Origin of the sequence: Aureispira anguillae (genome assembly GCF_026000115.1) — a bacterium.
Taxonomy (GTDB): domain Bacteria; phylum Bacteroidota; class Bacteroidia; order Chitinophagales; family Saprospiraceae; genus Aureispira; species Aureispira anguillae.
Window position 1 is genome coordinate 5,208,041 of record NZ_AP026867.1, and the last position, 13,337, is coordinate 5,221,377.

Consider the following 13,337-nt stretch of genomic DNA (forward strand, 5'->3'; position numbering starts at 1 on the left):
TTTTGCGTTTTCAAAATATCAAAGGACCTCTACAGTGGCTAAGTGTACTTACCGACTTAGCCATGCTAGGTTTAACGATTTTTGATTTACTTTGGCTAATGTTTGACGCATTGTATACCATGCATACAGTTCAAGCATTCGTTGATCCTATCTTGCCTTTTTATCGATCGATTCATCAAGATTTTTATGTTTATGATGGGATTATTGTCTCTATTTTTATAACGGAATTCATTGGGCGTTGGCTGATCGCTATCTATCAAAAGACATATGACAAATGGTTCTTCTACCCTTTTATCCACTGGTATGATGTCTTAGGCTGCTTCCCCACAGGATCTTTTCGTATTTTGCGCTTATTCCGAATTATAGGGCTTACCTATCGCCTACACAAATGGCAAGTCATTGATCTCCATAACTATGCATTAATTAATATTTTAAGGCACTACTATAACATTGCTATTGAAGAAATTTCAGATCGAGTTGTTATCAAGGTTTTAGAAGAAACCAAAAATGAAATCAACCGAGGACAACCAATCAATGATGCTATTGTACAGGAAGTTATTCGACCTCGCCAGTCCGAAATCACAACAATTCTTAGTCAGGTCATCCAAGATGGCGTTCGAGAAAAGTACCCTCAATACCGAAAATTATTAGCCAAACACATCTCGAAAACAGTACAAGATACGGTTTCTAAAAATCCTGAGGTGCAGCAAATTGAACGCATTCCTGTTGTTGGTGCGCCAATCCAACAAAGCCTAAATTCAGCAACCAGCCAAATTGTTTTTGGTGTCATTGATCGACTTATTTTAGATATAAGTGCTGCCAAAAATCAAAAGACAATTAGTCTAGTATTAGATAGTGTATTGGAAGTTTTTTTGCAGCATCCCTCTTTACAAAATTCAGACTTGAGCAACGCCTTGATTATTGACTCGATCGACCTTATTGTCAAACGAGTGCAAGTAAAACAATGGAAAAATGCTGCTTTATAAAAGCGATCCTTTCTATAACTTTCTATAATAGGGGTATCCAATACGAGCTAAAAGCCGTTCATTAAGTTTAGAAAAGCAAGTTCAGTCCCCATTCAAAATTTAGATTATGAATACAACAGCGATAAGAGCACTTTGTATCAATGGAACACAAGCTTATTATGATTATTTGGATAAGAATGATCGTGGTTTGCAACGCATCGGAATTGCTGCTATACTTGCTTTGCCTAAGGGGTTATTTCAAGTCAAAATAAATGGAAATCTATTTGATACTGAAGCGATCTTTTTTTTGTTGAAAACCAATCATAAAAAATTGAACAGCTCCCAAATTCAGGTTGTTTCTTATGATAAAAATAGCAAGACTTTGATTTTGCGACCAGAAGAGCAATATCATGCTTTGTTCACCCAATTAACGCCCACCGATTTAGAGATTATTTCAGATCTCAAGTTTTTGGTAGAACGGGTAAAACTTTGGTATGAAAAAAATGGTGGTGCCTTGCAGTTACCGACTCAATGTTCTCCTCTTAAAAACAAACTTAAATCAATTGATTTTTTCAACAATATATTACCCTCTAATAATCAAAAGGAAGCAATTTTTACTATTTTTAATCATCCACTCAGTTATATCTGGGGGGCACCTGGAACGGGCAAAACGCAGGCAGTTTTATCTTATGCTTTATTGCATTATTTAAAAAATGGCTACAAAGTGGCGATTTTGGCTCCTACTAATAATGCCATTGAGCAAGTATTGAGAGGAGTAATTGCCATGACGGACAAAGCCAAGATCCAACGAGAGCAGATTATTCGCTTAGGCACACCATCCAAGGCATTTGCAGATGAGTTCCCAGAAGTTTGTGAAGCAAGAGGCATTATAAAGCAATTGGAAGAATTAAAAAATCAAGCAAAAATAATAGAGAAAGTATTGCTCTACAAAAGCTATGAATTGTTGCTAAATATACTTCAAGAGGGAGAAGGGATTTTTGTAGAATTACAAACGCTCAAAAATAAACTGGATAATTTGGTCATTGAGGAACGTAAGTTATTAGTACAAATCAATGCCACTAAAAAGAAGATAGAGCGCCGCCAAAAACAAATCCAAACCATAAAATCAACGATTCGTATTCTTGATCGAAAAATTCAACAACTCGATTCAACCATGGCTCGTGGAAGTCTTCATAACTTAGCTCAACTAAAAAAAGACAAAGCCCAATTACAGCAAGAATACCGTGCTATTGAAGATGAAATAGATGACTTTTTAGCTCATAGTGAACTTTTAGAGGAGGATAGAAAGACCGCCTTGATTGTCGTCAACCAACAAAAGACAAAACTCCACACTAAAATAGAATTTATAGAAACAGAGTTCAAAAAAAATAATGCAACTGCCCTAGTTCAAGATTTATTGTCTGATCGTTCTGAGTTAGTAGAAGCTGCAATTCAAAAAATAAAAACGGCTTACCAAAACAATCAAGTCGAATTGGGGGCATTAGCAGACTCCTATGCTGCAATCTCTATTGATCAACTCAAACACGAACAGGCTGCCATCAAACAGCAACAGACCTTATTAAGTGGCTATTCCACAGAAGAACGACTAAAAAATGTTCGTATTATTGCTGCTACGCTAGATGGTTATATTGGTCGCTTTATGGAAGAAAAACTACCTGTTCACCATATCTTTATAGATGAGGCAGGCTATGCTAATATAGCAAAAGTACTTCCGCTCTTTAATCATCGTGTTCCAATTACGCTACTTGGCGATCATAAACAACTGCCTCCAGTTTGTGAAATTAGCGACCAAACCATTGCTAGAGATCCTAGTTATCACGATGCATTTATTTGGGGGCAATCTGCTATCTACGCAACAGGGCTTTTTTTCAAAGAAAAAGAAGAAGCCTTAAAAGAATACATTCGCAATAGCCCTCTAAGACTCAAGGCCATGCAAAAAGCAGACCTTAACCAAACCTATCGTTTTGGGAGTAACCTCGCTCAAGTCCTCAATCAATATGTTTATCAAAATGGATTTGAATCAGCTGTTACCAAAGAAAAAACAACAATTTATTATGTGGATGCTCCTAAACCTTCTAGTTCGAAAAAAAAGCGAGAAAATAATACAGAAGCATTGCTGATCCAGGCACTCGTTTCCCAAATAGAAGATGATTTTGTTATTTTAACCCCTTATAGAAATCAACTCAAACTCCTAGGCGATTTGCTCCCTCAAGCTCGAAAAAATCAGCAAATTATTACCGTTCATGGTTCACAAGGTAGAGAGTGGTCTACGGTAATTCTGTCTTTAGTAGACACCTATGATAAATGGTTTACGGATAGTCAAAATAATTTATCCAAGGGGCTAAACTTAATCAATACTGCGGTAAGTCGAGCCAAAAAACAATTGATTATTGTAGGAGATGTCCGCTTTTGGAAACGTCAAGAAGGGCAATTAATCAAGGGGCTTTTAGATATAGGAATTCCTCTTGTTGAAAAAAAATGATTTTTTTTTTCAGTTCTTTAAACCTTTTCAAAAATAGCCTGTTTAGCTTATTGTATTTAACTTTAAACAAACTGGTCTAATTTATAAAATGGGTTACAAACACAAAAAAGAAGACATTATTGCCATTGGATCTGAACTGATTCGAAAAAAAGGATACCACAATGTTGGTATTAATGAAATCTTAAAAGCTTGTGCCATTCCCAAAGGGTCATTTTATAATTTTTTTGACAGTAAAGAAGATTTTATAGAACAAAGTCTGCAAGAATATGGCAAAAATAGTCTCTCTTTAATTCAATCTTTTTTGAAAGACAATACCATATCCCCTCTTCAACGGCTAAAAAATCTTTATACTCATCTAATCAATCAAAATCACAAAGATGGTTGCGATGCAGGTTGTCTAATTAATAATTTGTCGGTAGAATTAGGCGGAACTCATCGAGAACTCGCTCAAATTATTGATTCACAGGTTCAAGGTAATGTCATTGAAATTGCAGCTTGTATAAAAGAAGGGCAAAACATGGGTGAAATTACCAATGCATTTTCAGCTATTTATATCGCTGAATATATACAGGCAGGTATTTATGGTGCTTTTTCTAGAATGAAAGCTCAAAAAGACCGAACCTACTTGGACAAGTGGTTTGCAATGACTTTTCAGTTTATTAGCGGTTAAGCCGCTTGCTTAAGGATATTAAAATTTAAATAATAATTTTACACATTAAAAATAAACAGACTGGTCTAATTTATACCAGTATTACTTAATTAAAACACCACAAAATAATTACAACAATGAAAAAATTAGCAAACAAAGTAGCAGTCATTACAGGTGCAACAAGTGGAATGGGATTAGACACTGCAAAACTATTTTTAGCAGAAGGGGCAAAAGTAGTTTTAACGGGTCGTTCTCAAGCCAAACTAGACGCTTTGGAGGGTCAACTCGAAGGCGATTATTTATTGGTAAAAGCAGATGCAGCCAATACTTCTGATTCTCATAAATTGGTTCAAACTGTGGTAGAAAAATACGGCAAAATTGATGTATTGTTTCTAAATGCGGGTGTCTTTCAAGCACATCCAGTAGGGCAGCTTTCAGAAGCGATATTTGATGACATATATGCCATCAATGTAAAGGGGCCTTTGTTTTTGGTCAATGCAGCAGTAGCTCATTTAAACCAAGGAGCATCTATTATTTTTAATACCTCTGCGTCTGGTAGTAAAGGAATGCCTGGGGTTTCTATCTATGGTTCAAGTAAAGCAGCCTTGCGTTCGATTGTACGTACCTTAGCCGCAGAACTAGCTCCTAATGGAATTCGAGTAAACGCAATTAGTCCTGGTCCTATAGAAACTGAAATCTGGGGTAAAACGAATCTATCCGAAGAAGATATCGCAGGTTTTGCAAGTGGTGTCAGTACACAAATTCCCTTAGGTAGATTTGGGAAAGGTCCTGAAGTTGCTCAAACCGCTCTATTCTTAGCCTCTACAGATGCCTCTTATATCACAGGAAGTGAAATACCTGTAGATGGAGGATTGACACAGGTATAACTAAGAAGTTTTCACCATAAATTTCAAAATTCATACAATCAAATTTTTCTTTTCCACTGGTAACCATCCAGTAAGACAACATGCTCTCTTTCTAAGGAGAGCATGTTTCATTTTTAGCTTTTTTGTTTTTTTTTTGGTATTTGGTAGAATAATATAGAAATTAGAGTCTGGTTTTCAAAGAAGTCTAAAAATAAGCATTCAAAGAAATTGGCTTAATTTTAGTTTAAACCAAGTTGTAATCAATAGCCTTTTGGTACGTCCCTTATTACCAAAAGCTTATTCCCTAGATTAAAAACTAAAATAAGAATGAAGCATGTTTTACTAGTCCTGATACCTTTTTTTGTATTTAGTATAACTAACTTTTCACAAGCTCAACGGGATCCTTTTGCTGTTGTTCCTTCTCAAAGAGATGCAGCCGCACTCTCACCAAGTGAACTTCCAAAATTTGAAGAATACTGCGCAAATCCTGAAAACATAAACGTTACTCCTGTTCCTCCCAAAGAGTTAAATTATATCATAGAGGATAGCCGAGAGAAATTTTTCATCTTAGATGCCCGTTCGAAAGAAGAATACAATATCAGCCATATTGAAAATGCAAAAAGAACAGGCTATAAAGATTTCTCTGTAGAACGGGTCTGGATGGTTGATCGACAAGCTAGGGTTATTGTTTATTCTTCAAATCAAAAACGAGGCTATCTTGTCGCTCAATATCTAAAATTAATGGGCTTTATAGATGTTCAAATCTTAGAAAATGGACTAATCGGATGGAAAAATACGGGTCATGAAGTATTTGACAAAGATGGAAAAACAGACAAGGTCCACGTTGGAAGTAGAAGCAACCTCAAACTATTAAAAAGCGGATTGGGAATCTACTAGCATTACTCTGTTAAAAACCTGAAGGCTCACGCAGTAGCAACGCAGTTAATCAACGGAGTATTATACTAGTCCACAAACTATTAACCACTTATTTATACTGTTTGAGTCTCAAACTATTCATTACTACAAAAACAGAACTTAGTGCCATTGCGCCTCCTGCTACCATGGGGTTGAGCAAAATGCCCCAAGGATAAAGGATTCCCGCTGCTACAGGAATCAATATTATATTATAAATAAAAGCCCAAAAGAGATTTTGGCGAATGATACGCAACATATCCGAAGCAATGTTTGCCAAGGTTCCCAATTGTTCCAAATCGTTATTTCTCAAAACAACATCTGCACTTTCGATAGCAACAGAGGTTCCATTATTCATCGCAATGCCAACATCTGCCTGTGCCAATGCAGGAGCATCATTAACCCCATCTCCTACCATCATTACCTTTTCTTTTCTTTGTTGTAATTCTTGTACAAAGGCAATCTTGTCTTGTGGCATCACATTAGCTTGATAATTTTGTATGCCAACCTTCTTAGCAACTCTCCTTGCAGTACCCTCATTATCCCCTGTTAACATATAAATCTTTTTCCCTTCTTTCTTCAACAAGAAAATAGCCTCTGCCGATCGTTCCTTGATCACATCGTTCAAGCCCAACACGGCCAATACAGCATTCTTTGTCGCAAAAAAGACCAACGTACAGCCCTCTTGCTCATATTTTTGAGCATTTTTTTGGAGGCTTGGAGCGATTGATATTTGCTCTTGCTCCATCAATTGTTTGTTCCCTAACCAATAGTCTACCCCTTTAACGGTTCCTTTTAACCCTAGTCCTGTATAATTGGCAAAATTATGCACTGGTTCTTTAGCAGTAATCCCTTTCTTTTCATAATAATGAACAATAGCCTGTGCAATAGGATGTTCTGATTCATTTTCTAACGCCAGTAAAGTTTCCTCCAAATCTCTAGTACTTCCTGCCTTCCAATCCATTTGAGTAATTTCAGGTTTTCCTTCGGTAATGGTTCCCGTTTTATCCAAAACAATGGCATCTATCTTAGAAATTCGCTCCAACGATTCAATATTTCGAATCAAAATCCCCCGTTTAGCAGCCTCGCCAATTCCTATTGTAATAGCCGTAGGCGTTGCTAGTCCCAAGGCACAAGGACAAGCTACAACCAACACAGCAACAGCATTTACCAGCCCTTCGACCCATAGACCATTGGTCAACCAAAAGACAAAAGTCATTAAGGCGATTAGAATAACAACAGGAACAAATACAGCCGCAATTTTATCTACTAACTTCTGGATCGGAACTTGAGTACTTTGAGCTTGTTCTACTAAAGTTATAATCTGCGCCAACACGGTATCTTCTCCTCCCCTTGTCACTTCCAATAAAAAGCTCCCCTGTTGAAGAATGGTGCCCGCTAGTACTTCATCCCCCATCCTTTTAGAAATCCACTTTGATTCTCCCGTTAACATGCTTTCATCAAGGTGAGCTGTTCCTTCTATAATTTTACCATCCAACGGGATGACATCCCCTGGTCTAATTTTCAGAACATCTCCAAGTTGAATCACTTCTATTGGCATTTTCTTTTCTACTCCTTCTTCTAACAATTGAACCGTTGGTACTTGCATAGCCAACAGAGCTTCGATTGCCGAAGAAGTTTGCCGACTGGCTTTTGCTTCTAAGTATTTTCCCAATAAGACAAAAACAAGCAAAACACCTACTGCCTCAAAATAAACATGTGGGATAATCCCATAGGACTCCAAAACAAAAGGAAAAAAAGTATTAAAAGTGCTAAATAAAAAAGCCGTGCCTGTCCCCAATGCAACCAAAGTATCCATATTCGCTTTTAGCACCGTTGCTTGCTTAAAAGCACTGCTAAAAAAATGCCTTCCTGACCACCATAAGATGGGCAATGTTAAGCCAAACATAATAAAGTTGGCATTCGGGATTTCAGGCATAAACATAGCGATCACAAACAAAGGCAGTACAAAAATACTCCCTCTTATCAATTGCATTTTTAAGGTATGAAGTGCTTTTTGTTCTCTTTCTTGACGTTCTTTGTGCGCTGTTCTACTCTTAGGGTATAACTTAAAACCCAATTTGCTTAATCGATCATTGAGCCCGTCCAGACCAATTGTTTCTTGTTCTACCGCTATTGCTGCCGTTTTTGTTGCATAATTTACTCGAACATTCCCCACTCCTTTCGTTCTCCCTAATATTTTCTGAGCACTTGCAGCACAAGAGGCACAGGATAGCCCCTCGATATTATATATTTCCATTCCAATTCATTGTTCAATTATTTAATACTTGGTACAAAAGTACTCCCTAAATGACGGAAAGCTGTTATACAATTTTCAAAATGATTTACAACATTTACAACTCTTCAATTTGCTTTCGCTTCTTATCTTTTAATTGTTTAAAATAAGTTGGTGTAAAACCAGTTACTTTTTTAAATTGGCTGCTCAAATGACCAGTGCTGCTGTAATTTAAATCCAAAGCAATTTGGCTTAACGTCAATTCACCATAGACCAACAATTCTTTTACTCGTTCTATTTTCTGAGCAATGTAAAATTGTTCAATCGTCTGCTGTTCTACTTCCGAAAATAGGCTGCTCAAAGCTGCATAACTTTGTAAAAGGTCTTTGGATAGATATTCGGATAAGGGGTAAGTTAATTGATTATTTTGGTGGTGTACCAAATCAATAATCAGGGTTTTAATGCGCTCTATTGTTTTGCTTTTTTCGTCATTAATTAATTCAAAGCCGACCAACTTAAACTCATCCACTAGTAACTTTCGTTCTCCTTTTGTCAAATCGCCTGCCAATTCTATTTCGCCTAAATTAATGGCAACATAGTTAATTTTTAATTGATCCAATACTGCTTTTACTACTATTTTGCAGCGGCGACAAACCATATTTTTAACGTATATTTTCATGTTGTAACATCATTTTAATTCTATCGGTACAAACCATTATCACAAAACTTCAGAAGTTTTTGGGTGCCCAACGAGCGATCTAATAGATCTCCTGTTAAAGTATTATCTTATATAACATAAAAAAGTTAAAAGAAGTTATCTTTATGAGTTGATTAGCGTATAATGCTAACATTATCACCATCCAATTGATTATTCCATGAAATACACGTTCTATCTACTGTTACTTTTTTTTAGTTGTACCGCTTGTCATTACCAACTTAATTTAACCCATCGCCAAGATCCCAATAAAACTCAAAAACAATTTCGAAAGGCAAAACGATCAACTAGCTTATCTTACAAAGCCAACAGCGATTCTTTAGCGAACAGTATCTTACCCAAAATAACACGCAAGAAGTACAAAGATATATTTTTCAACATACGAGATAGCGCTTATAGTGATGTTGTACTTCAACAACTCTCCAAGCTTCGTAAAGTGAATCAACTAAAAATAGTCGTTAACAACAAACAATACTATGATTTTAGTCCTATTCTATCTATCCCCACCATAAAATCATTGATTCTATATAACTTAAACACCGTAGAACGTTATAAAATTAGGCACTCCTCCAAAACGTCTATCCAAGAAACGCATCAGGCGATTACTGAATACTGTTCCCAAAAGCAACGTCTACAGCTTATCGATCGTTTTCACGCAGCAGCCTTTGCCCCCTCGATCCAAAAAATTGATTATTCTAATAACTATTTAATCGCTATTCCTCCTAGTTTAGGAAAACTTCCAAAACTCAAAGAATTGCACCTTACGTACAATTTTATTCACCGCCTTCCTACCAATCTAAATGATTTTAAAAAATTGGAAGAATTGAATCTGTATCACAATTATTTAGATAGTCTTTCAACGGCGCTGCTTTCGCTCCAAAAATTAAAACGACTCAACCTCAATTCTAATGGCATCAATGAGTTTTCTATTGTTTTGACCCAACTTTCTACATTAGAAAAGCTTAATATAGGCTCTAATAACATCAAAGCAATCCCTAAAGAAATTGCCAAGATGGAGGCGCTAAAAGAATTAGATTTAAGCGTCAATCCCTTGTATAGAATTCCCGAAGAGATCATCACGATCCCCAACCTAGAATATTTAGATGTTAGCTCTACCAAACTCCTGCATATTCCTCCCTACATCAAAGATATGCCTAAGCTCAAAAAGCTTGATTTGATGGACAATGAGTTAACCGTGCTTCCTCCTGAGTTGTTTCAAATAGCCTCTTTAGAAGATTTGGACTTAATGGATAACTTTATTAGCAAAATACCTGAAAATATAGGCGATCTAAAACAGCTAAAACTATTGGATTTAAGTTTTAATAAGATCACAAAACTCCCAAAGTCTATTGGTGCCTTACCCCAACTAAGAATGCTAGATTTACGAGGCACCCCACTAACTGCTTTGCCTGAAGAATTGGGCAATTTAAAGCAACTTAAAATCTTACATTTTTATGATAATAAGATTAAGCAATTTCCCAAATCGCTACAAAATTTAAACCAATTAAAATTGGTCACTTTATCCAATAGTCAGTTGGCAGAACTCCCTGCCATTGTCCCTTATTGGTCTAATTTAGTGTCCTTAGATTTATCTTATAATAGCCTATCTGGGCTACCGTTAGAATTTAGTAATCTAAAACAGCTCCGTGGGCTAAAACTACAAGAAAACCAATTGAAGGAATTTCCATTGGTACTCACTGAATGCAAATCATTGGTCGCCTTAAACCTTGGCAGCAATAAAATCAAAACAATTCCCAAAGAAATTAATCAACTTAAAAAATTGCGTACCCTTGATTTAAGTTTTAATCAATTAACAAGCCTCCCCAAAGAACTACGTCAGCTAAAAAAACTACGTCATTTAATTCTTAATTATAATGCGATTCCTAAAGCAGAGATAGAACAATTACAAAAAGAAATGCCTTATACTAAAATTGTTTTTTAATGGATTAGGCAGCTTATTATTGAGCATCTTGAAGAGGCAAAATCCAGTCTTTTTGCCAAAGGCTACGTTTTTCGGCGGCTAAGTTAACAGTGGGATCTATCAACTGTTGGCTTACTCGCCCATTCATTGCTACAAATACTTCTGCTCGAACAATTGGATCTTTTATTTCATAGCGTCTGGCATAAACAGCAGCCAAATGATGCGCATATTGTAGAATATGATCAGGACGTATTGCCATTCTTTTTTCTTGAAAAGGAGTTAAAAACTCTAAATTAGAAACCACCCAATGCCGTTCAGAATTTGGATCTTCTACATAAAAGGTTGCCATCCCTTCCTTTTCTAATAACATGACCCACCATGAAAAACGGTAGCCCTCCTCTGACCATAGTGGATTGCTGTTGTACAACAGATGATGTCGAAAAGGTAGAATTACTTGTACAAAAAAATGAAGGCTAAAAAAACAAATTAACAGTTTGTGATCCGCTTGGGGGCTTTTTTGAGTACTTAGTTTTACCCCTAATCGTTGTAAAACAGAAAGCTGGCTGTTAGGGCTAAAAAATACAATTGTACTAAAAATCATTAGAATAGGAAATAAGCCGATATTAAACAATAAACCTGTCATGGTATGAAAAATAACCACTACGATATAAGCCCATTTTCTTGTTTTGGAATTCCACAACCACCAAGCAATTGTCAAGTCAAATAAAAAGCCAATCCAACTCATTCCCAAATGAACGGCATGGTATTTAAACAAGCTTCCTATCAGGGGAAAATCTTGGCTTTGCAACAACCAAATTTTTAAAGGCATGGCAGCCAATAACCAATCTGAATTCATTTTTGCAATGGCTGCAAATGTATAAATCAAGGCAACTTGTACTTGAAAAACACCTATGTACCAATAAGGAATTTCATGCTGCTTAATTTGGGGCTTTCTCCAAGCATCGATAGACAAAGCAGCATTGGCAGGCAATAAAGTTAAAAATAATGCTAAAATAGAAATGGCATAATAATGATTGATATAGTTGGTTGCATCTAAGGCCTGCAAATAGGTGAACACCAAAAAAAAGCTACCGATTGATAATCGATAAAAAGCACCCAAAATAATTCCTAGGGCGCTCAATATCCATACTGCATACAGAAAATAAATTCCTGTATCGCCTACAAATTCTAACCATTCCATCCCATAGTACTTAAAAAAAAAGGTAGGCTTCAAATAGCGCATTTGAATATCTCCTTTGCCAATTGACCAAAGTGCGCCATAAGCAACCATTAGTCCAAATAGTATTCGGAAAACAAGCAGGGGGGCAATTGATATTTTCTTAGAAAGTAGGTTGATTATTGTATTCAATGATTCTCCTTTTAAGCTTGGTTTAATAATCGTGTAAATTTCTATTTTTTTTGGTAATTTTATAGTGAAGGTACTGTTATATCAACTTAACAACAAAAACTATGGATTTATCAAATCGCCCCTCTGACAAACAAGTAAAACAAATGTTTAATTTATTTAAGCCTTTGTTTTGGCTCAATGATCCTGTTTTTTACGATGCCCACCTTATTCCAGAAAAAGGGCCTGTTTTATTTGTTGGAAATCACACCTTATTAGGACTCTGGGATGCCAGCATCATGTGGTTCAAGTTATACAATGACAAAAATATATTTACCTACTCTTTAGGCGATCGAGCACATTTTCAAATTCCCTTTTGGAGAGATTTGGCGAGTCAGTTTGGTATGGTAGAAGCCAGCCGTAAGAACTGTACAGAGTTAATGCAAAATCAGCAATATACCTTGGTTTTTCCAGGAGGCGCAAGAGAAGCTTTTAAAAATAAAGGAGAAGCCTATAAACTAAAATGGAACAATCGAACAGGGTTTGTAAAAATGGCCATCGAACATCAATGTACAATTGTGCCCTTTTCGGCTGTTGGAGCTGAAGAGTGTTATGAATTGGTTTGGGATAGCAAAGAGATTTTATCTTCTCCTTTAGGGCTGCTGCTCAAACAATTTGGGGCTCGCAAAGATATGATTATACCTATTGTCAAAGGAGTTGGTCTAACTCCCTTACCCAAACCTCAACGATTTTATTATAAATTCAGTAAACCAATCGCTACCACCAAATACAAAGGTATGGCTCAAGATGAAGAGACCATACAGGGCTTAAAAGCTATTGTGCGCCAAAATATAGAAGAAGGCATCGATGATTTGCTAGAAATTCGTGACAAAGATCCCAATAAAACCCTTTTTAAAAGGATTTTATCCCAGATGTTGCACAAATAAAAGTAATCTAGAGTACTTTTTTTTAAGTTTTTGTGAAGTTTTTTTTTTAGATGCACAAAAAAAATACCACCTAAATCACTATGAATCAAAAAACTAAAAAACAACTATTTTTCAAAATAAAAAACTTAATTCTCCTAAAAACGCCTTATAAAAACTAAGTTTTTGTATTTTTTGTGTTTTTTTCATTCCTTTTATATCCTTATATTAGTAATAGATAGTTGAATTAGTATTTCTTCATTTAAGTGATCCCTTACTTATTGAGGATTTAATGAAATTAG

At 36.0% G+C, this 13,337-nt stretch carries 10 protein-coding genes; 7 read left to right on the plus strand and 3 right to left on the minus strand.

The window, feature by feature from the left end; all coding sequences use genetic code 11:
- Positions 1 to 2 precede the first annotated feature (2 nt).
- From AsAng_RS20360 to AsAng_RS20380, 5 genes are all read left to right on the plus strand, one after another.
- Positions 3 to 986, plus strand: coding sequence for an ion transporter (locus AsAng_RS20360; protein ID WP_264788946.1), 984 nt, complete (start codon positions 3 to 5; stop codon positions 984 to 986).
- A 106-nt stretch (positions 987 to 1,092) separates the two neighbouring features.
- Positions 1,093 to 3,468, plus strand: a complete 2,376-nt coding sequence (locus AsAng_RS20365; RefSeq protein ID WP_264788947.1) for a DEAD/DEAH box helicase — start codon at positions 1,093 to 1,095, stop codon at positions 3,466 to 3,468.
- 88 nt (positions 3,469 to 3,556) lie between these two features.
- The gene (locus AsAng_RS20370) at positions 3,557 to 4,138 is read left to right on the plus strand and encodes a TetR/AcrR family transcriptional regulator (protein WP_264788948.1); all 582 of its coding nucleotides are present in this window, start codon (positions 3,557 to 3,559) and stop codon (positions 4,136 to 4,138) included.
- 116 nt (positions 4,139 to 4,254) lie between these two features.
- Positions 4,255 to 5,004, plus strand: a complete 750-nt coding sequence (locus AsAng_RS20375; protein ID WP_264788949.1) for a glucose 1-dehydrogenase — start codon at positions 4,255 to 4,257, stop codon at positions 5,002 to 5,004.
- A 306-nt stretch (positions 5,005 to 5,310) separates the two neighbouring features.
- Positions 5,311 to 5,880 carry a rhodanese-like domain-containing protein gene (locus AsAng_RS20380; protein WP_264788950.1) on the plus strand — a complete coding sequence of 190 codons (570 nt, stop codon included), beginning with the start codon at positions 5,311 to 5,313 and terminating at the stop codon, positions 5,878 to 5,880.
- 88 nt (positions 5,881 to 5,968) lie between these two features.
- Here AsAng_RS20380 and AsAng_RS20385 read toward each other — a convergent pair whose 3' ends face one another.
- Together AsAng_RS20385 and AsAng_RS20390 are read right to left on the minus strand one after the other, a co-directional pair.
- A complete protein-coding gene (locus AsAng_RS20385; RefSeq protein ID WP_264788951.1) occupies positions 5,969 to 8,155 on the minus strand; it encodes a heavy metal translocating P-type ATPase in 2,187 nt (728 codons plus the stop codon).
- A 94-nt stretch (positions 8,156 to 8,249) separates the two neighbouring features.
- On the minus strand, positions 8,250 to 8,810 hold the full coding sequence (locus AsAng_RS20390; RefSeq protein ID WP_264788952.1) for a helix-turn-helix domain-containing protein: 561 nt from the start codon (positions 8,808 to 8,810) through the stop codon (positions 8,250 to 8,252).
- A 196-nt stretch (positions 8,811 to 9,006) separates the two neighbouring features.
- On the opposite strand from AsAng_RS20390, the gene AsAng_RS20395 reads away from it, so the two are divergent.
- Complete coding sequence (locus tag AsAng_RS20395; RefSeq protein ID WP_264788953.1) at positions 9,007 to 10,788, plus strand: leucine-rich repeat domain-containing protein; 1,782 nt, start codon at positions 9,007 to 9,009, stop codon at positions 10,786 to 10,788.
- Positions 10,789 to 10,804: 16 nt separating this feature from the next.
- Here AsAng_RS20395 and AsAng_RS20400 read toward each other — a convergent pair whose 3' ends face one another.
- Positions 10,805 to 12,136, minus strand: a complete 1,332-nt coding sequence (locus AsAng_RS20400) for an HTTM domain-containing protein (RefSeq protein ID WP_264788954.1) — start codon at positions 12,134 to 12,136, stop codon at positions 10,805 to 10,807.
- Positions 12,137 to 12,237: 101 nt separating this feature from the next.
- Between AsAng_RS20400 and AsAng_RS20405 the strand changes: the two genes are divergently transcribed.
- Complete coding sequence (locus AsAng_RS20405; RefSeq protein ID WP_264788955.1) at positions 12,238 to 13,059, plus strand: lysophospholipid acyltransferase family protein; 822 nt, start codon at positions 12,238 to 12,240, stop codon at positions 13,057 to 13,059.
- Positions 13,060 to 13,337: the final 278 nt, after the last annotated feature.

Coding starts and splice junctions, on each gene's coding strand:
- AsAng_RS20365 (WP_264788947.1), top strand. CDS start 1,093: ATGAATACAACAGCGATAAGAGCACTTTGTATCAATGGAACACAAGCT.
- AsAng_RS20370 (WP_264788948.1), top strand. CDS start 3,557: ATGGGTTACAAACACAAAAAAGAAGACATTATTGCCATTGGATCTGAA.
- AsAng_RS20375 (WP_264788949.1), top strand. CDS start 4,255: ATGAAAAAATTAGCAAACAAAGTAGCAGTCATTACAGGTGCAACAAGT.
- AsAng_RS20380 (WP_264788950.1), top strand. CDS start 5,311: ATGAAGCATGTTTTACTAGTCCTGATACCTTTTTTTGTATTTAGTATA.
- AsAng_RS20385 (WP_264788951.1), bottom strand. CDS start 8,155: ATGGAAATATATAATATCGAGGGGCTATCCTGTGCCTCTTGTGCTGCA.
- AsAng_RS20390 (WP_264788952.1), bottom strand. CDS start 8,810: ATGAAAATATACGTTAAAAATATGGTTTGTCGCCGCTGCAAAATAGTA.
- AsAng_RS20395 (WP_264788953.1), top strand. CDS start 9,007: ATGAAATACACGTTCTATCTACTGTTACTTTTTTTTAGTTGTACCGCT.
- AsAng_RS20405 (WP_264788955.1), top strand. CDS start 12,238: ATGGATTTATCAAATCGCCCCTCTGACAAACAAGTAAAACAAATGTTT.